Origin of the sequence: Indolivaga capnocytophagoides, assembly GCF_036511535.1 — a bacterium.
In the GTDB taxonomy this organism is placed as follows: domain Bacteria; phylum Bacteroidota; class Bacteroidia; order Bacteroidales; family Dysgonomonadaceae; genus Dysgonomonas_A; species Dysgonomonas_A capnocytophagoides.
In genome coordinates this window covers 4,310,334-4,334,289 of record NZ_AP028867.1, presented here as the reverse complement: position 1 = coordinate 4,334,289, position 23,956 = coordinate 4,310,334, and the positions used below count along the sequence as shown (strand labels likewise).

General features: G+C 35.9%; 20 protein-coding genes. 16 read left to right on the top strand and 4 right to left on the bottom strand.

The annotated features are described in order from the left end of the window. Positions 1 to 215 precede the first annotated feature (215 nt). The 8 genes from aroQ (at position 216) to uvrB (ending at position 8,851) form a co-directional block, all read left to right on the top strand. Positions 216 to 650, top strand: a complete 435-nt coding sequence (gene aroQ, locus AABJ51_RS17475; RefSeq protein WP_338373606.1) for a type II 3-dehydroquinate dehydratase — start codon at positions 216 to 218, stop codon at positions 648 to 650. 135 nt (positions 651 to 785) lie between these two features. Beyond that, positions 786 to 2,252, top strand: coding sequence for a pyruvate kinase (gene pyk, locus AABJ51_RS17470; protein WP_338373604.1), 1,467 nt, complete (start codon positions 786 to 788; stop codon positions 2,250 to 2,252). 80 nt (positions 2,253 to 2,332) lie between these two features. Continuing rightward, positions 2,333 to 2,965: an O-methyltransferase gene (locus AABJ51_RS17465; RefSeq protein ID WP_026627183.1), complete on the top strand. Its 633-nt coding sequence runs from the start codon at positions 2,333 to 2,335 to the stop codon at positions 2,963 to 2,965. A 171-nt stretch (positions 2,966 to 3,136) separates the two neighbouring features. Then, on the top strand, positions 3,137 to 3,496 hold the full coding sequence (rbfA, locus tag AABJ51_RS17460; protein ID WP_026627184.1) for a 30S ribosome-binding factor RbfA: 360 nt from the start codon (positions 3,137 to 3,139) through the stop codon (positions 3,494 to 3,496). Continuing rightward, positions 3,493 to 4,722, top strand: coding sequence for an ABC transporter permease (locus AABJ51_RS17455; protein ID WP_338373603.1), 1,230 nt, complete (start codon positions 3,493 to 3,495; stop codon positions 4,720 to 4,722). Before rbfA ends, AABJ51_RS17455 begins: the two co-directional genes overlap by 4 nt. 162 nt (positions 4,723 to 4,884) lie before the next feature. Next, positions 4,885 to 5,532: a DUF47 domain-containing protein gene (locus tag AABJ51_RS17450; RefSeq protein WP_338373602.1), complete on the top strand. Its 648-nt coding sequence runs from the start codon at positions 4,885 to 4,887 to the stop codon at positions 5,530 to 5,532. Positions 5,533 to 5,544: 12 nt separating this feature from the next. Continuing rightward, positions 5,545 to 6,576 carry an inorganic phosphate transporter gene (locus tag AABJ51_RS17445; protein ID WP_026627187.1) on the top strand — a complete coding sequence of 344 codons (1,032 nt, stop codon included), beginning with the start codon at positions 5,545 to 5,547 and terminating at the stop codon, positions 6,574 to 6,576. Positions 6,577 to 6,811: 235 nt separating this feature from the next. After that, entirely contained in the window at positions 6,812 to 8,851 is a 2,040-nt protein-coding gene (gene uvrB, locus AABJ51_RS17440) for an excinuclease ABC subunit UvrB (RefSeq protein ID WP_338373601.1), read from the top strand. A 37-nt stretch (positions 8,852 to 8,888) separates the two neighbouring features. Here the strand turns inward: uvrB and AABJ51_RS17435 are convergent, their stop codons facing one another. The 3 genes from AABJ51_RS17435 to AABJ51_RS17425 form a co-directional block, all read right to left on the bottom strand. Then, on the bottom strand, positions 8,889 to 9,218 hold the full coding sequence (locus AABJ51_RS17435) for a heavy-metal-associated domain-containing protein (protein ID WP_338373600.1): 330 nt from the start codon (positions 9,216 to 9,218) through the stop codon (positions 8,889 to 8,891). 30 nt (positions 9,219 to 9,248) lie between these two features. Continuing rightward, positions 9,249 to 11,462, bottom strand: a complete 2,214-nt coding sequence (locus AABJ51_RS17430; RefSeq protein ID WP_338373599.1) for a TonB-dependent receptor — start codon at positions 11,460 to 11,462, stop codon at positions 9,249 to 9,251. Positions 11,463 to 11,650: 188 nt separating this feature from the next. After that, the gene (locus tag AABJ51_RS17425; protein ID WP_338373598.1) at positions 11,651 to 12,115 is read right to left on the bottom strand and encodes a hypothetical protein; all 465 of its coding nucleotides are present in this window, start codon (positions 12,113 to 12,115) and stop codon (positions 11,651 to 11,653) included. A gap of 539 nt (positions 12,116 to 12,654) precedes the next feature. Here AABJ51_RS17425 and AABJ51_RS17420 point away from each other — a divergent pair. Next, positions 12,655 to 13,221 carry a Crp/Fnr family transcriptional regulator gene (locus AABJ51_RS17420; protein WP_338373597.1) on the top strand — a complete coding sequence of 189 codons (567 nt, stop codon included), beginning with the start codon at positions 12,655 to 12,657 and terminating at the stop codon, positions 13,219 to 13,221. Between the two features lie 219 nt (positions 13,222 to 13,440). Here AABJ51_RS17420 and AABJ51_RS17415 read toward each other — a convergent pair whose 3' ends face one another. Continuing rightward, complete coding sequence (locus AABJ51_RS17415; protein ID WP_338373596.1) at positions 13,441 to 14,565, bottom strand: glycosyltransferase; 1,125 nt, start codon at positions 14,563 to 14,565, stop codon at positions 13,441 to 13,443. A gap of 1,564 nt (positions 14,566 to 16,129) precedes the next feature. Here AABJ51_RS17415 and AABJ51_RS17410 point away from each other — a divergent pair. Genes AABJ51_RS17410 through AABJ51_RS17380 form a run of 7 tightly spaced genes read left to right on the top strand, consistent with a single transcriptional unit; the run spans position 16,130 to position 23,939 of the window. Then, positions 16,130 to 17,674: an MATE family efflux transporter gene (locus AABJ51_RS17410; protein ID WP_338373595.1), complete on the top strand. Its 1,545-nt coding sequence runs from the start codon at positions 16,130 to 16,132 to the stop codon at positions 17,672 to 17,674. 2 nt (positions 17,675 to 17,676) lie between these two features. After that, on the top strand, positions 17,677 to 18,552 hold the full coding sequence (locus tag AABJ51_RS17405) for a polysaccharide pyruvyl transferase family protein (RefSeq protein WP_338373594.1): 876 nt from the start codon (positions 17,677 to 17,679) through the stop codon (positions 18,550 to 18,552). Next, complete coding sequence (locus AABJ51_RS17400; protein ID WP_338373593.1) at positions 18,545 to 19,561, top strand: glycosyltransferase family 2 protein; 1,017 nt, start codon at positions 18,545 to 18,547, stop codon at positions 19,559 to 19,561. The genes AABJ51_RS17405 and AABJ51_RS17400 overlap by 8 nt, the downstream gene beginning before the upstream one ends. Positions 19,562 to 19,570: 9 nt before the next feature. Further along, complete coding sequence (locus AABJ51_RS17395; protein WP_338373592.1) at positions 19,571 to 20,668, top strand: EpsG family protein; 1,098 nt, start codon at positions 19,571 to 19,573, stop codon at positions 20,666 to 20,668. After that, the gene (locus tag AABJ51_RS17390) at positions 20,665 to 21,483 is read left to right on the top strand and encodes a glycosyltransferase (RefSeq protein ID WP_338373591.1); all 819 of its coding nucleotides are present in this window, start codon (positions 20,665 to 20,667) and stop codon (positions 21,481 to 21,483) included. Before AABJ51_RS17395 ends, AABJ51_RS17390 begins: the two co-directional genes overlap by 4 nt. Before the next feature lie 9 nt (positions 21,484 to 21,492). Then, positions 21,493 to 22,794 (top strand): polysaccharide pyruvyl transferase family protein, encoded by a 1,302-nt coding sequence (locus AABJ51_RS17385; protein WP_338373590.1) that lies wholly within the window; start codon positions 21,493 to 21,495, stop codon positions 22,792 to 22,794. Beyond that, positions 22,791 to 23,939 (top strand): glycosyltransferase family 4 protein, encoded by a 1,149-nt coding sequence (locus AABJ51_RS17380; protein ID WP_321577309.1) that lies wholly within the window; start codon positions 22,791 to 22,793, stop codon positions 23,937 to 23,939. The genes AABJ51_RS17385 and AABJ51_RS17380 overlap by 4 nt, the downstream gene beginning before the upstream one ends. The last annotated feature ends 17 nt before the right edge of the window (positions 23,940 to 23,956 follow it).

The window sequence follows — 23,956 nt, the reverse complement described above, 5'->3', positions numbered from 1 at the left end:
TAAAACAGGGAAGCACTTCTTTCATTTTTTGTATTATGAAACAAAAAGAATCCGCAGTATCTTATATACATACAGACTGCGGTTCTTTTTTTAACTTATATATAATACGAATTTCGTTCTAAATCTCTATTTTTGTAGTTAGCAATCAACAAAAAATAATTATCTTTGTTGAAGGATTCTCGAAATTCGCCCGCATTACTAAAACGCTATTATTCATGAAGGTATTAGTTCTCAATGGTCCAAATCTCAATCTTTTGGGAAAACGTGAACCGACTATATATGGTAATACTTCGTTTGAAGAATATTACCATGATTTAGTGTCGGCTTACCAGACCTCTTGCGAATTATTTTACTATCAATCAAACCACGAGGGATCATTGATAGATAAACTACATGAAGTTGGTTTTGAATACGACGGTATTGTCCTCAATGCCGGAGCATACACCCATACATCCATTGCATTACACGATGCGATAAAAGCTATAACCACTCCCGTAATAGAAGTACATATCTCGAATATACATACACGTGAAGAGTTCAGACATAAGTCGATGATAGCACCTGCATGTAAAGGCTCGGTTGTGGGATTAGGATTGGAATCTTACAAATTGGCGATTGAATACTTTGTACGGAATGCAAAATTAATTTAGGCTTCGTCCTCTTTATAATAAAGAGCAACGATAACTTTCGACATTATCGTTGTCTTTAGCCAGAGAAAAAAAATGGAAACAGGTCAGAGACCTTATTAGAATTTACTATTACATAATATATTAAAAACTAGTTTTATGTTTAAGAAAACGAAAATTGTTGCAACAATCTCAGACATGCGTTGTGATGTTGATTTCATCAAATCGCTATATGCTGAAGGAATCAACGTTGTGAGAATGAATTCAGCTCACATGACTGAAGAAGGTTTTGTTCAGGTTATCAACAACGTACGTGCAGTGTCTAACACTATTGGTATCATGATGGATACTAAAGGACCTGAAATCCGTACTACTGCAACAGAAAGCGGTGAGAAAATTGTTGTTAAAACAGGAGATAAACTTAAAGTTATCGGTGATATCAATGTAAAATCGACTCCTGAACAAGTTTCTGTTTCATACCCAAGTATCGTTAAAGACGTGCCTGTAGGAAACGTTCTTCTTATCGATGATGGTGAAACTGCACTTAAAGTCGTAGAAAAAACAAACGATTATCTTCTTGTAGAAGTTCAAAATGACGGAACTATCGGTAGCCGCAAGAGCGTTAATATACCGGGAGTAAGCATTCAGTTACCTTCTATTACAGAAAAAGATAAAAAATGTATCGAAATAGCAATCAAATACGGAGCTGACTTTATCGCTCACTCATTCGTGAGACATAAAGGAGACGTGTTGGATGTACAAAAAATACTTGACGCTCAGAACAGCAACATCAAGATTATCGCTAAAATCGAAAATCAGGAAGGTGTTGACAATATCGACGAAATCTATGAACACGCTTATGGCGTAATGGTTGCTCGTGGAGACTTGGGTATCGAAGTTCCTCAGGAAAACATCCCAGGAATCCAACGTCTGCTTATCCGTAAAGCTATCGAATACAAAAAACCGGTTATCGTTGCTACACAAATGTTGCACACTATGATCGAAAATCCACGTCCTACACGCGCAGAAGTTGCCGATATCGCAAATGCTGTATATTACGGAACTGACGCTGTGATGTTGAGTGGTGAAACCGCATATGGTAAATATCCGGTAGAAGCTGTTCGCACAATGGCTCAGGTAGCTCGTGCTGCAGAAATCTCTAAATTGGAAGAAAAAGATATCCCTGTACCTTTCAAAGATTCAGAATACGACAGAACTTCATTCCTTGCTAAACAAGCCGTTAAGTCTTGCAGCCAGTTAGGAGTTAAAGCAATTATCACTGACAGTGTTACAGGCCGTACAGCTCGTACTCTTGCTGCATTCCGCAGCAAAAGCCCAGTTTACGCATTCTGCAGCAATGTAGAAACTGCTCGTCAACTTTCTGTTTGCTACGGTGTATCAGCTCATTTCCAAGAAGATACCGGTTACACAACAAACAAACACAAAGAGTACTTCCTGAAAGCAATGAAAAAACTTGCTGAAGCTAAAGCTCTTCATGCTGACGATTTCGTGACTTACCTTAGCGGTTCATTCACTGACGGTAAAGGCGGAACTTCATTCCTTGAAATAGAAAAAGTAGGAAGCGTACTTGAAGCAGGTGACAAATATTTCGTTCCTGTTGAGTAATCAGAATTCTTTAGGAAAATCTTATATTTGGAAGTGGTAATTAATTATTACCACTTCTTTTTTATGTATCTAAGATTAATATGACCGATTCAATAGAAGAGTATATACTCCAACATATAGACGAAGAAGGCGACCTTCTAAAAAATCTGAACAGAGACGCTCATGTCAACCTGCTACGTCCGAGAATGCTATCGGGACATTTACAGGGACGGTTACTAAAAATGTTTTGCCGTTTGGTTCAGCCCAAAAGAATACTCGAAATAGGAACTTACACCGGATACGCAACGCTTTGTCTGGCAGAAGGAGCTCCCGATGATGCAGAGATACACACATTAGAGGTCAACGACGAATTGGAAGACTTCATCATGAAACACCTCCATAAATCGAAACTCGAAGATAAAATTCATCTGCACATAGGTGATGCACTCGAGATTATTCCGACTCTGAACGAAACGTTCGATCTGGTATTTATTGATGCCAATAAACGTCACTACTGCCAGTATTATGATCTTATATTCGACAAAGTAAGACCGGGCGGATTGATAATAGCCGACAACACCCTCTGGGATGGTAAAGTTCTGGAGACACCGCATCACACTGATAAACAAACAATAGGCATACAAGAGTTTAACAACATGATCGCAAAAGACAACCGAATAGAAAAGGTTATATTACCGATGAGAGACGGATTGACTTTGATTTGGAAAAAATAAAGGTCTTAGACCTTTTTATTGACTACTCAAGGAGAACAACAGCAAATGATTATTGTTTCGAAATACATCATAAAATACGTTCTATTACTTACTGATAAAATAGATTTGTATCTTTGTCTTTCGAATACAAGATTCTCCACTGAGAGAATCAACATTAATACCCAATAATAAATGGAAACAACAAGACAACAAAAAATAAACAGGCTGATACAAAAAGAGCTCGGCGAAATATTTCTTTTACAGACCAAAGGTATGCAAGGGATACTTGTATCTGTAAGTGCGGTAAGAATAAGTCCCGACCTAAGTATAGCCAAAGCATATCTGAGTATTTTCCCGTCCGAAAAAGGAAAAGAACTTTTGACTAATATCAAAGCAAATGTAAAAGCCTTGAGGTTCGACCTTGGCCAGAGGTTAGGAAAACAACTCCGCATCATACCCGAATTGGCTTTTTATCTTGATGATTCACTGGATTATCTTGAGAATATAGACCGTCTCTTAAATAATGATAATAAGAACGAAGATAAAGAGTGAACCTTTCCTTCTACATAGCTAAACGCTACCTGTTTTCTAAAAAATCGCATAACGCAATCAATATCATATCTATGATATCGGTATGCGGAATAGCAATTGCGACTATGGCTATGGTATGTACTCTATCTATATTCAATGGGTTTACGAAACTGGTGTCAGACTCTTTCAGTATAATGGATCCGGATTTGCAGATAATTCCGGCAAAAGGTAAAGTATTTGACGCATCATCCGCTATTTTTCAAAAGATTAAAAACTTGCCGGAAGTAGCCGTTGCGTCAGAAACTGTTGAAGACAATGCGCTTGTAAAATACGGAGAGCGCCAAGATCCGGTTCTTATCAAAGGTGTGTCGGATCAATTCAAAGAAATGGTCGATACAAAAAGATTAGTTACAAGTGGAGAATTCAGTCTCCGCGAAGGCGATGTCGATTTTTGTGTTGCAGGTATCGGGGTAGCTATCAACTTAGGTTTAAGAACGGACAACATTACTCCAATCGAGATTTATTCACCAAAGCGCGACGTAAAAATACAGCTGGCCAATCCCGCGAATGCATTTACCACAGCATATACCTATCCGGCAGGAGTATTTGCTCTGAATCAAGCTAAATACGATGATCAGATTATACTTGTTTCTTTAGACCTTGCCCGTGAATTATTCAGATATAACAATGAAGTGACCTCGCTCGACATCAAACTAAAAGAGAATGTATCGTCGAACGATGCAGAATCAAAAATTCAGAAACAACTGGGAGATAACTTCATAGTAAAAAATAGGTTTGAACAACAGGCCGACTCTTTCCGTATGGTTAATATCGAAAAATGGGTTACCTTTCTCATTTTGTCCTTTATTCTTATCATTGCGGTCTTTAATGTTGTAAGTTCTTTATCGATGCTTATACTTGACAAAAGTGCAGATATAGATATCCTTCGGAATATGGGAGCCGAAAACAACCTTATCACCCGTATCTTTAAAATTGAAGGATGGCTCATATCCATGTCGGGAGCAATAGCCGGCATTGTTATAGGATTGGTATTATGCCTTATTCAACAGCACTTCGGAATACTTAAATTAGGACAGACTCCCGGAGCATTCATTGTCGATTCATATCCTGTGGAAGTTATTTTTACGGATATTCTATTCGTATTTATTACAGTAAGCATTATAGGAGGACTAATTGTTTTATATCCGGTCAACAACTTAAAGAAGCGACTAAAACAGCATCAATAGTTACATAATCACAGTTTACACAGCTTACTGCAAAGTTCAACCAACAATTAAGATTACATTTTGTTTACTTTGATGTTAAAAAAAATTTAATTTTTTATTTTTTTGAATTATCTTTGTGTTGTACGAAAAACCAGATATCTACATTTATAGGATTCTACATATATGAAGAATAATTTTTTCGATCGATTTGTTCCAAAAGAAAACAAATTTTTTCCTCTACTAAGCCAAATGGCTGATGTGATTTTATCAGCATCCGAATTGATTATCGCTTGTGTACAAGCAAAAAATCATGCAGAAGCAGTAGAGCTCTACAAAAAAGTAAAAGATCAGGAACGCAGAGGCGATAAACTACAAGCCAAGATCTTTGAAGAGTTAAACAACACCTTTATCACTCCATTCGACAGAGAGGACATTAATGCATTGTCAAACACAATGGATGATGTGACAGACCACATCAACAGTTGTGCTAAAAGAATTATGCTGTACAGCCCCAAAGTAATGCCCGAAAGTGCAAGATTGTTAGCTCAACTGGTAAGAGAATCAGCCGAATGCCTCACCAAAGCGATAGACGAATTGGATGTATTGAAAAAGACTCCGGCAACTGTAACCGAATATTGTTCGAAGCTACATGAAATAGAGTCAAAAGCAGATGATGTATATGAACATTTCCTTATAGACTTATTCGAAAACGAAAAAGATGCTATAGAGGTTATCAAACTGAAAGACATCTTGCATGAGCTCGAAAAAGCAACAGATACGCAAGAAGCTGTAGGTAAGATTATAAAAACTATCATCATCAAATATTCATAAAAAAGCGGATCGATGACATTACTTATAATTATAATAATCCTCGCGCTCATTTTTGACTTCATAAATGGTTTTCACGATGCGGCCAATTCAGTGGCAACGGTAGTTTCGACAAAAGTTCTTACACCCCGTCAAGCTGTACTATGGGCTGCATTTTTTAATTTCGTGGCACTCTTCATTGCTAAATATATTATTGGAGAATTTGGTATTGCTGATACTGTGGCGAAAACTGTAGAACCTCAATTCATCACATCTCATGTTGTTATTGCAGGGTTAATAGCTGCTATCGCATGGAACCTTATCACCTGGTGGTTTGGTATCCCTTCGTCCTCTTCTCATACTCTGATCGGAGGATTTGCCGGAGCCGGAATCGCAGGATTCGGACTTCAGGCTGTACACCTTGATACTGTAGGCGTGATTATCCTATTCATATTTGTTGCACCGCTGATCGGTATTGTCGGAGGTAATATTATCACACTTTTGACTTTGCACATTGCAAGGAAAATCAAACCTTGCAAAGCTGACAAATGGTTCAAAAGGCTTCAATTGCTATCTTCCGCTATGCTTAGTATAGGCCACGGGCTGAACGATTCTCAAAAAGTTATGGGTATTATTGCAGTTGCTCTTATAGCGGCAACCAAAGCAGATCCCAATATCCATCATTTCTTTTACACCACAGACATTAATAAGGATCTTCACTTTTGGGTTCCTGTAGCCTGTTTCACGGCAATTGCAATTGGAACAATGGCGGGAGGTTTCAAAATCATGAAAACAATGGGTAACAAAATTACCAAGATCACCCCATTGGAAGGTTTTTGCTCTCAAGTGGCAGGTGCTACCACATTATTTATTACCGAAAAACTACATGTACCTGTTAGTACAACACATGTTATCACCGGTAGTATCATTGGTGTAGGATCTGTAAAACGTCTTGCGGCTGTCCGTTGGGGCGTAACCAAAGACTTGTTGATGGCATGGATAATAACAATCCCCATAAGTGCCGCAATGGCGGGAGGTATTTACTGGGTCTTAGGCTTTATAATCTAAGATTACAAACGTTCTCATTTTTTTGGGGAAGCAATCAACCAAAAACCGATATCACTTATTTAACTTTAAGATATTGAATAACAGCAAGGCATGGTTCTTGCTGTTTGTGTATTTATACGTAACTTTGTATACTTAAGGTCTCAGACCTTTTATTGACTTACGAGCATAACAGCAAGAGCAGGTTATCGCTTTAAAATAGATCATCAAAAACTTTCTGTTACTTAGTAGTACGCACATGAAATTCAATATAACATCAGCATATAAACCAACCGGAGACCAGCCTGCTGCGATAAAGTCGCTAGTAGAAGGGGTTGAAGGCCATATTCCGTTCCAAACCTTATTGGGGGTTACAGGATCAGGTAAAACATTTACCGTCGCAAATGTTATCAATCAGATCAATAAACCTACATTAGTTTTGAGCCACAACAAAACTCTGGCGGCACAACTATATAGCGAGTTTAAAGGTTTCTTTCCTGATAATTCCGTTGAATACTTCGTATCATATTACGATTACTATCAACCCGAAGCATACCTCCCATCCACTAATACATATATAGAAAAAGATTTGTCTATAAACGAAGAAATAGAAAAACTTCGTTTATCAACCACATCCGCTTTACTATCAGGTCGTAAAGACATTGTAGTAGTATCGTCTGTATCCTGTCTGTATGGCATGGGCAACCCCGAAGACTTCAAAAGCAATACAATATTAGTTTCTAAAAAGAAAAAACTCGATAGAGATAACTTTCTCCGTTCTTTGGTCGACTGCCTTTATTCCCGTAACGAAGTTGAATTCGAACATGGAAACTTCAGAGTAAAAGGTGATACTGTGGATATTTATCTCGCATACGCCGAGATTATCATCCGTGTTATGTTTTGGGATGAAGATATTGAGTCGATAGAAAGTATCGATCCTCAAAGTGGAGTAAAATTGGAATCATTCGATGAATACCGCATTTATCCCGCAAATCTCTTTGTAACAACCAAAGAGCGAATAAACCGCGCTATTGATGAAATACAAATAGATCTGGGCAGGCAGGTTGACTTTTTTCAGTCTATCGGTAAGCCATTGGAGGCTAAGCGGCTTTATGAAAGGGTTACTTACGATGTAGAAATGATACGGGAAGTAGGGCATTGTTCGGGTATCGAAAACTATTCGAGATACTTTGACAACCGACCTCCGGGAACACGCCCTTTCTGCTTGCTGGACTTCTTTCCGGACGATTTCCTTATTGTGATAGATGAAAGCCACGTTACACTCCCTCAGATCAGAGCCATGTACGGCGGCGACCACTCACGGAAAGAGAACCTTGTGGAATACGGATTCAGATTACCTGCTGCAATAGATAACAGACCTTTGAAATTCGAAGAATTCGAAGCTCTTGCAAAGCAGGTTATATATGTGAGTGCAACACCTACCGACTATGAGCTCATACAATCGGAAGGTGTTGTGGTGGAACAATTGATACGTCCAACAGGACTATTAGATCCCCCGATTGATGTCAGGCCAAGTCTTAACCAGATTGACGATCTGATGGAAGAGATCCAAATCAGAATAGAAAAAGACGAGCGAACTCTGGTCACAACCCTTACTAAACGTATGGCTGAAGAGCTGACCTCGTATTTGACAAATAACGGAATAAGGTGCAACTACATTCACTCGGATGTTGAAACTTTAGATCGTGTGCAGATCATGGACGACCTGCGTAACGGATTATTTGATGTGCTTATAGGTGTCAATCTTTTGCGTGAGGGGCTGGATCTACCCGAAGTCTCCCTTGTTGCAATACTGGATGCCGATAAGGAAGGATTCTTACGTTCGCATCGCTCTCTGACCCAAACAGTAGGGCGTGCTGCGCGTAATGTTAATGGCCGTGTTATATTTTATGCAGATAAAATGACCGACAGTATGCAATTAACCATAAATGAAACTAATCGCAGACGAGAAATACAGATAGCATATAATACAGAACACGGTATAACTCCCCAACAGATAAAAAAAGCCAAAGGATCGGCTCTGAATCTGAGAGGATCGGATGGAGAATCGAAAGCCTACATTGAACCTGAACGTATTTCTATCGCAGCTGAACCGAAAGGGACATATACATACCAGAGTATAGACGACTTGAAAGAGGCGATTGTGAAGATGAAAAAAATGATGTCGGAAGCCGCTAAGAAACTTGAATTTCTCGAAGCTGCCCAATACCGGGACGAGCTTATCAAGCTGGAGGATACTCTATATGAACGGACAAAGAAAAAAGGCAGATTAATATAATCTGCCTTTCTGTTTACTATCGAATAAATCGTCTGCCCTACTCTTTTAGAGCACTTTCTTCTGCATTGTACACCGATGCAGTATAGCCCAGCTTCTCAAATGCTTTCTGAAGGTTATCTACATTTGTCTTTTGAGGATTAAAAACAACCATCACTGTCTTTTCCGGAAGATCGACTTTCATGTCCGATACTCCTTTTTCAAAAGCGATATTCTTTTCTATCCTCTTTTTACAGTTTTCGCATGTCATAGACACATTAAATACGACCTCTTCTTTATTCTTTTTCTGGTCTTTTTTGTTTTGAGCATCTACATTCAGACTTAAAGCTGAAAAGCAGACCATGATCAATAAAACTATTCTTGTTTTCATATTTATATATATTAAATATCTAATATCTATTTATTTCCCGATGTTATATCTAAACCCAACATAAAATTTACGGCCTTGAGTAGGTCCCCAAACCATTGTTCCGTCAAAATCCGATCCATATGGGTTATCCGCTGAAATTACAGGATTCTTTTGTGTAAAATCCCCCAGATTTTCGCCTCCGAGGTACACACTCCAATTTCGGAAAAATTTAGTTATCTGGGCATTCATTATTACAAAAGATTTATAATTCTTATCCCAGAGCGGATTATTCGCATCGGGAGTCGGCATCCGTCCACTTCCATTAAACTGAGTGGTGAAATCAAATTGCCACTTTCTCAAAGGAGTCTCGTACGAAGCTGTAGCCAAAGCTTTGTAACGACTGGTTAGCGGTTTGCGCATTTCTTTTCCTTTGTAATTTATCCTCGAATCCATCCACCGGTAAGAAGCCAATAAATTAAATCCTCTGAAAACCGGATATGAGGCTTCTACCTGTATTACATGTGCATCAGACTTTCCGTTTAAGTTATAAAAGCTTACAGCATGCGGATCCGAATCGACATCCATAATTACTTGTCTCGAAAAATCGGTGTAGAACCATTCTCCCGATAATGTCAATTCTTCTCCATTCAATGGAATATGGAAAGAAGTACTTACTCCATAATTCCATGCACTCTCTTGCTTCAGGTTATCGGCAATATGAATGGTACGGCCGCTCGCAAACATATAACTATTTTCAGACAAAGCAAATACCGAACGGTAGCCTTTACCTGCCGATAACCTCACCTGCATCCACGATGCCGGATCATACTTAATGTGCAAGCGTGGAGTTACAAACCAATTATACAAGGTACTATAATCTGCACGTATCCCAGCCAGAACCGATAGTTTGTCACTCAGACTCAATGTATATTGAGCATAAGCTCCCGACACAGATTCACGTGCGGGCTGATTTCCCATATCCAATCGGGGAATATCTATCGTTTCGGTATATTTATCCCAATTATAACTCAAACCTGTACTCAGTTTATGCATTGGTGAAAAGTCTCTTTCATACATTAATGAAGCATATACATTAGTCTCATACAGATTATAAAGGCTCGATGCATAATTCGACTTCTGATCGTGGTATGAACCAGAAAGAATCAAAGCCACACTCTCATTTTTCTCCGGATTGATGATATATCCATTCTTGGTAAATACCTCTCCCCTATTGGTATAATTGGCTATCTGATAAGGATTATACATTTGTCCTTCTTTCATCGTATGGTCTGTCTGTCCGCTGATACGCTCGTCATTAATGAACTTTACTCCCGATTGTGAGATAAATTTATCAGTCTGGTAATGCCATCTGTTCATCAGATTAATCTGATGTTTTTTCGGCATATCCAGAAAACCGTCACCATTATCGTCGTGCCCTTTTTCTTCATTCGAATAATGAGCAAAAATACCTGTCGATAGTTTATCATTGACCTTGATAGCAGCATCTGCATTTCCCTCGATCCGGCTTGCGTCACTCAGAAATAAGTTCAAGCTCAACGGATCGGCTGTTGTCGGTTTCTTGTATTCGACATTTACCTGTCCCGATATTGATTCATATCCATTTTTTACAGATGCAGCACCTTTCGATATCTGTATGCTTTCCATCCATGGTCCGGGAATATAATCCAATCCATAAAGCTTTGCAGCTCCTCTAAAATTCGGGTAATTCTCGGTCAGCATTTGTATATAATTTCCTGATATGCCTAACAATTGTATCTGCTTAGCTCCGGTTACCGCATCACTATAAGACACATCTACCGAAGGATTTGTCTCAAAACTCTCAGCTAGATTACAACAAGCGGCACGGGTAAGTTCCTTTGCCGTAACTTTTTCTGTTTTGAGCAATTCTGTTCGGGAAGATATCCGACCTGCTACCGATTTTGTAACAACTACTTCTCCCAGATTTGTATTTTCTTCCAGCCTGATTTTTTGTAATTCGGTAAATTCATGAATATGAGTCACCTTCTCCGAATATCCAATATAAGTCACAACAAGCATATGATCCTGATGGGGAGTTCCTTTTATTTCAAAATATCCATCCTCATTTGTAACAACACTCTTTTTAGAATTGAGCCAATGTATCTGGGCTCCGATTATAGGGGTTTCATCTGCTGCATATACGTAGCCCTTTAGTATTGAAGTTGTGGCTCCTGCACCTAATACAGACAGCAATAATAACAATATAATAAGTTTGATTTCTTTCATTTTAATACAATCGTTTGATAAGGTCAAGGTCACAGACCTTTTTATTACTCAGGTAAGTATATATGCAGCCGATAATTATTACCGAATAGTACTGCATAACAATACTTACAATTGACAATAGCCCATAACAGGCAAGTAAAATAACTATGCAAAATCAATTGCACAGTGTATCAAAAGGCGTATTAAAATCAAATTATAAGAATGCGGATCAGGGATAAATAATCCCTTGGGGGAAGAGTTTTTTGCTCTACAACTTCAGGCTGTATATACTTGTCATTTATTGACAAGTATAGAGAACCACTATTACTAAACGAAATAATAGTCCACACCATCGTATTAGATAAACTATGCTTAAAGGTTGTATTATTGAGATCTATAGATAAACGCTCTTTTTTACAGCATTCAGATTTATCTTTATCTGCGTGAAGGCTATCACAAGCAAGGCTCTCACTATTTGTTTTTTCACTGCAACAATTGTCGGGCATCTTCATAAGACCAGAATGCTGCACACAATTCCCCGTTGATTCTGACAAGGATAATAAGCTATCGGCACACTTCGAACAACATAAATCGACAATAGTAACGCCTGCTCCGACAAAAAATATTGCCGCAGCCAAAAATAAAATTACTATGTGATTTACTTTTTTCTTCATCTGCCAATTAAGAGAATACAAAGATGTAGAACGTCTTTATAAAAAACAAATTATTGATCTTCTTTTAGCTTCAAATACCAGAAAGTATTTAATGATATATTTTTAGTTTATAACAGACTTGGATTATTTTTCTTCCCAAGGGCAACGTTTAAAGCAGTGAGAGCAGAGTCAGGTGTTTGATGCAATAAACGACTAATGAATTGAATAAATAAGCCTGACACCTACTTTTCTTATCAACAAGTAAAATACTAAGAAAATCACCATAACCTCACATTATTATACTTCGCCTGATTATTCATACCCTAAATAAGTTCGGATATAAAGAAAATTATTACTTTTAGAAGCATAAGGTCTCAGACTTATTTATTTGACCGTGCAAGCATAACAGCAAGAGGAGGTTATCGCTTAAAACACGTCATTAAATACGTTCTGTTACTTATTTAAAATAATCCTTGAGATATTTCGGGGACTTATTAATCCATCAATCAACACTTATAAATAGGGATAACTATTTTCACCAGAGATTAACATGTACATGTATGAAAGTCTTTAATGAATATCTAAACCTTGAGGGTATAGACAGAATCAAACAGTTATTTTTAGAAAACGGGACTGTTGAAGAATATAAGAAAAACAGTTTTTTCATTCAACAGGGACAATTGCAAAAAAAAGTAGGCTTTATACCGAAAGGCAGTTTCCGCTATCTGAGGTACACACAACAAGGAAAAGAGCAAGTTGTAGGATATAGTTTCGAAGACGATTTTGTCACCAGTTATGCCGCATTTCAAAGACAAATGCCGTCCGCAGCATCTGCACAAGCAATAAAAGACAGCATAGTGTACTCACTCACATATGATGATCTGAATACCTTTTTCAGAGAACAAGATTTCGAAAACCTAAGGGCACAAATAGCCGAAGCATTTTTGTCTGATATATACGGTCGGATGTTGTCGCTCTATTGCGATACACCTGAACAAAGATACACACAGTTATTACATCGTTACCCTCAAATTATTAATGAAGTAAATCTGAAAGAAATAGCATCCTTCATAAAAGTAGCACCGGAAACTTTAAGCAGAATTCGAAAGAAAATCTCGTCCCTTTGAATTCCTTGATTTAGATCAAGAGTTTTTATTCCAGATATACATATATTTGTATATAGCCTATTAAAACAGGCTGATTATCGGAATAAAACATACTAGATACATAACAACACTCAATAACTGTATCAAACAGTTTTTTCTACTTAGCACAATGCACTATATTGCAAACATGGAACCGGAATATAGACATTTCGGTTCCATATTTTGAACCGAAAACAGGCTCTATCTTTTGCCTACAACAGCATTAGTATATATGTCCAATAAATGGTTTATCTGTATTTCCAGATTAAATTTCGACTCAAATAATTTTCGAGATCCCCGACCTAAATCTTTTAGTAACTTTTGTTCCTGATCAGCAACCAGTTCTACAATTTTATCCACAAACACATTTGCATCTAGATCTAATAAAAAACCATTGACATTATCCTCTACACAATCGATATTCCCTACAACTTTTGATGCAATAATAGGCTTACCTAACGACATAGCTTCTACAATAGCAAGGGGCAATCCTTCGTATAGAGAAGTTGATAAATACAAATCGGAAGAATTGACATATTTCAATATTTCTTTTTGCTCGAGCCAAGGAATCAGTTCAATCCGATCTTCTAATCTGTTTTCTTTAATGATATTCAGAATATCATTAAGAAATGGAGAATAATGACCGACTCCAAGTATCATAAACTTCACATTTGGGCATTGAGAAATAACGTTTTTGGCTACTTCGGCCAGAAATAAGGAGTTTTTTTGATACGAAGGGCGTCCGATAGTACAAATCATAATAGGTTGATCATTATCCTGCTTACCATCTTTTTCAGGTATATTCTTTGCGGCATCAGGTACAGAATTAGTCCAAATCAGTACTCTATCGGGTTTATAATGAGCAACAGTTTGTGCGAGCTCCGCTTCTGATGCAGAACAGGCCAATATGTATGCATTAAATTTAGTATATCTCTCAATTGCAGAAAACAACGACCTACCTAAGGAACCCTGAGTGGATAAAAAGGAGAAAGCATGTGGCGTATAAAATGTTTTTTTACGAAGAATAAAACCGATCAGCCGCCCGACCATTCCACCCTTGGCACTGTGGCAATGAATAACATCGGGATTTTCTTTTATAGCTATACGAAGAGTCTGAAACACACATAGTATATCTCTCCAGCCGATACTCCGATACATCTCAACCTGACACTCTTTGATAGCCTTTCCATTCTTGAAAATGGGCTTTGAGTTATCCTTTTTCCCTCTCACTACAACATACTCTAATTCGGTGTCAGCATAAATTATCGTATTACGAATATAAATATCCAAACCACCGATCATCTGTCCTATATGCAATATTTTCATCAGACCTGTATTTATATATAAATAAAAATTGAGTAATTCTTCTAATAAAGTGAAGAGAAATAACGTTTTAATTTCGTCATCAGCAGTTGCCGTTCGATTTAATTATGACACATTTATATGAGCAACCAAATGAAGCAATACACCCTTGAGGTGAGTTAATAACTATACCGTTCTGACTATCTATAAATTATCAAATAATGCTGTTCGAAGACTCCTCCAAAATCACATTACAGATAAACACCATAACACATTTTGTTACTTTTCGCTTAATATTTTCATTCAGGATTTTCTGCTGAATATTAGAATCCGGAGTCAGATTAAAATATTTCATCAGATTAGCAATGTAAAGTATTTTTTTAGGTTGATAACTCTAAAATCCGGATGTCCGTTGATTACTAAAGAAGTATATGATTTTCACTGAATATAGGGCTGTACACATCCAATTTAGAATGACAGTAACTCTCGATATTCATTCAATCTCTTTCGTTTTCATGTTAATTAACGCAAATAGTAATATATTGTTCAAATTACATATATTTTTTTTCATTCTGATGATTATCTTCTCAATCTAAAACATCACAGTACAATTCAGAAAACAAAAAGATCACAAACCTTGCGATGACTACATCAAAATGATTCATATAAAAGATAAATACTGTTTTTTTGATAAAAAAAATTTATATAAACCAGAGAGCTTTTATCAGAAAAAATCTGAAACACACCTTAAGAAAAAAAAGAACAACCAACTATAATCAAACAAGTTAACACCATAATCATAAAATTATCAAATCGTAAAAGATTTAATAAAGCAGCTAAAATTTGATATTTTCGAATAGAAACGAAACCACATTATTAGAATAAGTAAAAAACAAGGCGAACATTTTTTCGGCAAGAGTTGTTATATCCGCAGTTACACAATTTTCAAGAGACTATTGAAAAACATTAGTTCTTAGAAATAATTTACATAACTTATTTCTGTAACTTTTATTTGTCATTGCTCACATATTAATTTGGTAGAGACTATATTTTATCTGCATTGTTTTAAAATATACGAATCTCTTAAGTGGTTACTATATTAAATAGAGTGGTATAATCAATTGGACTTATAGCAAAATCAGTGGAATGGCTATAAGGATACGTGTTGTAATATGATTGTTTTATAATTCGGAAGGAAACTTAATAAAACCTGTCCTTTCTCATTAGTTCTGACCAATTTATTGTCATGACTAAGATTAAGCACTAAAGTGTCAGAATACTTCCGTAAAGTGGTTAAATTAAAAAAATCTGAAATTATTGATTACTCCCCCAATTTATCTTTTTCTGAAAGAGGTGTTTAAACAAAGCACGCCCATTTTAGAATAGTAAATTAGAACAGTATAAAACCTAGTGTCAAATAATATTATTTTATGATTAGAGAAAAGAATAAAGGTTTCCTGGATCTTCATTCAACTCACAAGGTATAACATATACAATAAGTTATATCGAACAAAAAGGATATTAGATAGTCATTATTACTCAAATTCAGTAGTAATTATATATTTCTCTGATTTTTAATACAAAGTTTATGAGCCAGACGGATTCTTTATCCAATAACAAGAGAATAGCAAAAAATACGCTGTTGCTTTATTTCCGTATGATTATTATTATGGGAGTACAGCTCTACACTGTAAGGGTTATTCTAAATACACTGGGCAGTTCGGACTATGGTCTTTACAATGTGGTTGGTGGAGTTGTCACTATGTTTGCTTTCTTAAGCAGCACCATGGCAACGGCTTCTCAGCGTTATTTTGCCTATGAGATCGGAAAAGGAAATAAAGACCAATTGCAAAAGACGTTTAGTATGACACTCTTGATTTACTGTATGATTGGGGTAATCATCCTACTACTAGCCGAAACCATCGGACTCTGGTTTTTAAATAATAAAATGACTATCCCTCCGGATCGCCTTACAGCTGCTAATTGGGTATATCAGTTTGCCATTCTTTCATTTATATTAACCATGTTTCAGGTTCCTTACAATGCGATGGTTATCGCTCATGAGCGAATGAATATATTTGCATATGTAAGTATTTTAGAAGTTTCAATGAAACTTCTTATTGTATATCTCCTTATAATTCTACCACATGACAAATTAATAACGTATGCAATCCTTGGCTTTATCGTGACCTTCATTATCACATCCACTTACAAGATCTATTGTCTCCGAAATTTTACCGAAAGCCATTTCAAATATTATTGGAGCAAGCCTTTATTTAAAGAAATAACATCTTATTCGGGGTGGAACTTGTTTGGTGCAATGGCCAGTCTGATGAATAATCAAGGCATAAATATCATTCTTAATATATTTTTCGGACCTGTGGTTAATGCCGCAAGAGCCATTGCTTTTCAGGTAAATACATCTTTAAACCAATTTGTGCAAAATTTTCTCACATCTACACGCCCACAGATAACGAAGTATTATGCACAGGGGCAGGTATTAAGTATGGTTGATATGACGCTAAGCGTTGCTAAATATTCTTTCTTTTTATTACTCCTAATATCGTTACCTCTATTGGTTTTCACTAAAGACATATTTGACTTATGGCTATCATCATATCCTCAGTATACAATCCTATTCACCAGAATTATTATAATTACCACTCTGGTTGATTCTCTATCATATCCATTAATGGCTACATTTCAGGCAACAGGGCGTGTAAAGAAATATCAGATTATTGTTGGAGGAATAATTCTGTTCAATGTGCCGATATCTTATTTGGTATTCAAATATACAACATTAGATGCATCTGCCTGTTTATGGATTGTATTTTCGGTAAGTCTCATCTGTCTCTTAGTCAGACTAATCTTGCTCCAACAGCTTTTAAATATGGCTATTGTCAAATTATTCTTTCTAAGAGTAATTATACCTATTATTTCGGTGGGTTCAATAATACTTTTAGCTAGTTACATGGTGAAAACTTATTATATAAGCTCTTACAGTTATATATTAATCTCTTTGTCAATACTTATGGCAGTCTATATAGCATTATTATACTGTATTGGTCTGAGTGTAGAGGAAAAAAGTTTTTTAAAGAAAGCATTGGAAAAATTAAAGAATAAAGTAAAGTAATTATGGACAAAATAAATCTATATTATTGGGCTGGTCATAAAAATTTCGGGGACGTTTTAAGTCCCATGCTCATTGAAGAGTTATCAGGAATACCCACGCAGCTAAAAATAAGCAAAGACGTGATATTCAACACAAAAAAAGCATTAAAAGCTTTTTTAAAATTTGACACTAATACCCTGAAAACAATAGAGATGCCATGGGAACGTACAATATATGCAGTAGGTTCAATAATAAAGAATGGTAATAAAAGGTCTCTGATCTGGGGTTCGGGATTCATGAATGATCACGAAAGCTTTGGAGGAGGGACAGTATATGCAGTCAGAGGAAAATTTACAGATGAAAGATTAGAAAATCTCGGACAAAAAAAATGCAATGTATACGGAGATCCTGCACTTTTACTCCCTTTATGGATTAAAGGTGAAACAAACAAGAAGCATAAACTGGGAATAATCCCTCACTGGCTGGAAGCGGATAAATTTATAGATGAATTTTCAACGAGTAAAGTAATAGACTTAAGAACCGATGATATACATGGAGTTATTAAAGATATAACGAGCTGCGAGTATATTCTTTCTACATCATTACATGGTGTAATAGTAGCACATGCCTATGGGATTCCGGCATTATGGATACAGGAAGGCTATATCGAAACTGACGGCTTTAAGTTTAGAGATTATTTTAGCTCTGTGAATATTCCACTGTATGAAGGCATTAAGAATTTTGCTGATCAGATCAGAGAGGATACATGGATAAATCTGTTCAATGAAAATCCGACAAAAACAATTATCAATGTCTCTCTGCATGACATACAAAAGAAATTATTAAAGGCGGCACCTTTTCCTTTGAAAGCTCAATATAAAATTCTAGCCGATGAATAATCCTAAGATCTCAATAATTGTACCTGTTTACAATGCCGAAAGATATATTGAGCAATGTATTTACTCGGTATTGAATCAAACGTTTAAGGACTATGAATTAATATTAATTGATGATGGTTCGAAAGATGGATCTCTCGGATTTTGTGAAAAACTAAGAGAAACAGACTCCCGTATTATTATATATTCTCAGAAAAACAAAGGAGTAAGTACAGCGAGAAATAAAGGAATTGAATTAGCGAAAGGTGATTGGATTTCATTTCTCGACAGTGATGATTATTTCTCACAAGATTATCTATCAGAGTCTTATAATTCTATTGTAAACAGTGATATTGATTTCTTAATACAGGGGTTTACCCGATTTAATGAAAATGGAAGATTAGAGAATAATATCAGAGTAGAATCAGATGACATAGTCTCAGCAAAAGATTATTATCAGATTTTTGAGATACAAAAGTTCACGAATAAGGGGAATCCGTTCTCCAAACTATTCAAAACCGATATTATAAAAAATAATAACATAACTTTTCCTATAGATTTAACTCTCGGAGAAGATCTATGCTTCAATTTATTATATCTGTCTTGTTCCTCCAAAGTAAAGTTTGAAAAGAAATATAATTACTACTATCGTGAAACTTTCAATTCGCTAAGTAGTAAATATATTGATTTTAGAACAAATTACTTACGTTACATAACCTTGAAGAATATTCTGGCTGAAAATTTCAGACCGATATTCTCTGATAACCTTTTAGAGAAGCATTTTAAGTATTTAAATTACTCTATTGGTTACAGGCTTTATGAATGCATTCGCTCGTTGTATTTGAAAAGAATGAGACGCTCTTATCGTATCGAGAAAATAAAAATGATTGGTAATCGTGATTTATTCTTATTAAAGCATTCTTCATTCTCAATCTTAAGCAAAATAGCAGCATTTCTATTAAGTATGAGAATGTATTACATCTTTGATATAATATTCCGAACCATATACCGGTCAAAAAAATTTATCCGTTAATTGTAGATTATGTTCTATTACCTTATTGTTGCAATAGTTATTTTATTGTTTTATATATCAGAGAAAGCAGGGAGTAAGATCTGGGCTTTCGCTGCTATCTTATTATTGGCTTTTGTTGGAGCATTCAGAGATGACACAATAGGAGTTGATGTTATGGTATACGGACAAAAATATTTCGAAACAGCAGTCAATAGTCCCAGTTTCAAAGAATATTCTCTTCTTATCAAAACCGAACCCTTATTTCTTATTCTGAATTTCTTAATATCCAGATTAACAAAAGAATATTATTGGATGCAGTTTGCATGCCAACTACTAACGATATTACCTGTATACTTTTGCTCTTTGTACTGGAAACAGAAATATTCTTTGGTGCTCTGTTTTATAATTTATTTGTTACTATTTCATTTTCAGTCTTATAATAATATAAAGCAATATATCGCCCTATCTTTTTGCCTATGTGCCTATACTGCATTATTACTAGATAAAAAAAAGCTATATATATTATTCACGGCGATTGCCATTACAGCACACCTGACAAGCGTTATCTCTATATTATTTGCTCTGCTGTTTTATGTCCATAAGATTAAAAGCCCTAAAAAAATCATATTGATAGATACAGCTGTACTCGTCTTTTTAGTTGGATTCCTTTTTATATTCAAAGACGTATTAAGCATTATGTTATCAAATGGGTTGGATGACCGATATACATTTTATCTGGACAATCAGAATAATTCAGCTGTTTTGGATAAAGCAAAAATCCTAACATGGTTGATAAGCATAGTTTTACTAATCTTCTGTTTTTATAAATCTCCGAAGAAAAGAGAATGTGGGTTTATTATTATGATTGTAATATCCGGCTATATTTTGGATTTTTCGGGTTACATAATGCCATATGCCAACAGGTTATCTCTCTATTTCCTGTTCTTCTCTATTATAGGTATACCATATGCTTTGTATACCATATCATACACATCTTCAAGGAAAAGAGTTTTGGCATTATTATACATATCATTGCTATTAATAAACTTCTATTACCTGTGTATATATAATGGAGGAGTTTTTCGAATATACCCATATACGTCTAAGATTTTAGAAATAAGATTATGAAAAATAAAGTCACTATTTATGTCCCTAGCAAAAACAGGGTTGATTTATTGAAACGGGCTGTCGACTCCGTTCAGGCTCAAACTTACACCAATTGGGAGCTGATCATTGTTAATGATGCGTCTACAGATGGCACCTATCAATATTTGGAAGATATTAAATCATCTAAAATCAAAGTCATTCATCAGCCGGAATCACAGGGAGCATGTGTAGCCAGAAACCTGGCTATTAATAGTGCTACCGGCGATTTTGTAACAGGACTGGATGACGATGATTACTTCGAGCCCAATCGTTTACAATTATTTATTGACGGATGGAAAGCCAAGCCTGAAAATGTTTCTGTTCTTTTTGCCGGACGCAAGCATATCAAAGACGGAGTTTTTATTAGAGAAAAGACTAACTCTTTTGATATAGTCAAGCGGAAAGATTTATTTATCAAAAATTTTATCGGCAATCAGGTTTTTACCCCTGTAGAGAATATGAGAAAGATCGGTGGATTCGATACAAATTTACGTATGTGGCAAGACCTTGAATGCTGGCTTAGATTGCTTAATGTATCTGATGCCATGCAGATAAAAGAAACATCTTACTGCATAGACATTTCGGATAGAACAGATAGAATTACAAATTCACAGAAAGAAAAAATAAGAACTACATATAATTATATTGTAGATAAACATCATTTCAACTTTTTCCAGAAAAAAGCATTCGAGTCATATTTCCTTATATATGACAACAATATAAGACTGAAGATTCAGAAACTCGTTTTCGCACTAAGTTTTGGTGTATTTTATAAAGCATATTTAAAAAGTAAATGATTTAACAAGATGAAAAAGTTTTTAATTATACCCAATTGTTCAGATTTAAACAGGGGTGATCAAGCTCTGGTGTGGGAAACGAAACGTTTAGCAGAAGATGCCGGCTGTATAGGTGAATATTACGTTACAGCAGAAGACAATGAACCTGTTGAACAGAGTATTAAACATGGATTAAATCCAATATCAATGCTATTAAAGCATCCTTCTCGTTTTTTCAAGAAAAATGATAATATTACATATAGTTTTTCCTTGAAGTTAAAATGGGGTTTTGTAGCCTTTTTCGACCTTATAGTTAGTCTACTAATGCTGAACGGATTGCTTCGAAAAATTCTGTTACCGCTTCAATCAAAAGAAAAAAAAGTCGCATTAAATGTATTTAGCGAATCTGATGCCGTTTTTGTAAAAGGCGGAGGTTTCGTACACTATTATGGAGGTTTAACATCTTTATATTATGCTTATTTCTCTCTATATCATATATTCTATGCTGCCAGTTTGAAGAAAAAAATATATTTCATGCCTAATTCTATTGGACCGCTTGAAGGTCCGGGCATCAAATGGATAGTAAAAAAAGCAATCAAGAAATGTGAATTTGTCGCAGTCAGAGAAACTTTCTCACAGGAAATGGTCAGAAAAGAGCTGGGCATTGAATTACCTTATGCTGCCGATCTTGCTTTCTACTTGAAGAATTCATCTCTTACAAAAGCTGAAATTTACGAAAAGTATAATATACCTCAAGGAAGAAAGTTAGTCGCCTTAACTATGCGTCCTCATCGTTTTCCTAAATCTCAGACTCCTAAAGAGGATTACCTTAAATTTAAGTCGGAAATGGCTAAGTTTATCGAATGGCTACATGCTGAAGGATTCATGCCAATGCCGATAGACCATACTTTAGCCATCAACACAAACGAAAACGATGCAGTATGTATAAAAGAAGTAACTGAGATGTGTAATCCAGAGCATTACTTCTACTTCTCGGATAGAAGCCTCAACTGCCATGAACTAAAGTCGGTATATAATGCCTGCGACTACATAGTAGGAACTCGTTTTCACTCTGTTATATTTTCTTTCGCAAATAAAAAGCCGGGACTGGCTATACGTTATACAGGAAATAAAGCCCAAGGTATTATGAATGACATCGGATTACTTGATTACAGTATATCCATAGATGATGTAACTTGTGAGAACTTGAAAACTAAGTTTTCGAATGTACTAGCCAATGAAGAGCATGTTATACAAAAAATAGAGGTCTTCATAGCAAAAGCAAACGATTCCAGATTGAACTTAATCACCAAGATAAAAAACTCATTATGATTATATTTGCTCATGATCATAAACTAAGGTATGATAATGGTATTTTCTTCACACAAGGAGGATTAGCGGATAACATTACCCAAAGATACACCTCCATATATGGAGACCTGACTATTATATGCAGGGCAATCTCAATAAAGCCAGATGAAAAAAATCTGTCTCGTATCGAAAACCCTTCAGTAAGCGTAAATGCAGTTCACTCATCATCTCTTGTTATATCGGGAAAAGACAAACAAAAAATAAGAGAAACCGTTGAAAAAAGTGATGGAGTTATTGTCAGATTACCCAGTATTATTGGCGAAGAAGTTTTTAAATGTGCTAAACAATTAAAAAAGCCTGTTCTTGCCGAAATTGTAACCTGTCCTTGGGATTCGCTTTGGAATCATAGCCTAAAAGGAAAGGTCATTGCTCCTGTTATGTGGTTTAAAACCCGTAAATCTGCCAAATCCGCAGACTACGTTCTTTATGTTACTCAGCAATTTCTGCAACGACGTTATCCTACTAATGGCATTAATATAGGCTGCTCTGATGTAGAGTTGATCGATAACAAAGATAATATCTTGGAATCCAGATTAGAAAGCATCGATAAAAAAGCAGAAAACGACGAATTTATTCTCGGTACATTAGCGTCTCTCAATACAAAGTTTAAGGGACAGCAATATGTGATGGAAGCAATAGCAAAATTGAAGAGCGATGGCAAAAAGATTAAGTACAGACTAGCCGGAGGTGGTGATGCATCCTATTTACATTCTGTTGCCAAAAAGTTAGACATAGAAGATCTCATCATCTGGGATGGACTAGTTCCCCACAAAGACGTTTTTGATTGGTTTGCCAAGCTAGACCTATACATACAACCGAGCGAACAAGAAGGACTTCCCAGAGCTCTGGTTGAAGCTATGAGCAGGGCATGCCCATGTGCAGGGTCTGACGTTGGAGGTATCCCTGAGTTATTACAGCCGGAGGATATATTCAAAAGAAGCTCATGGAATTCTATTTATTCATACCTCAAGAAGATACGGAAAGATAAGCTCAAAGCCAATGCCAAGCATAATTATGTAAAAGCTCAGGAATACACTAAAACGTCCTTAGCTCCTATCAGGGAGAAATTCTATAAAGACTTTAAGAGCTATATCGAATCCAGATAAATTCTTAAAATATTTTC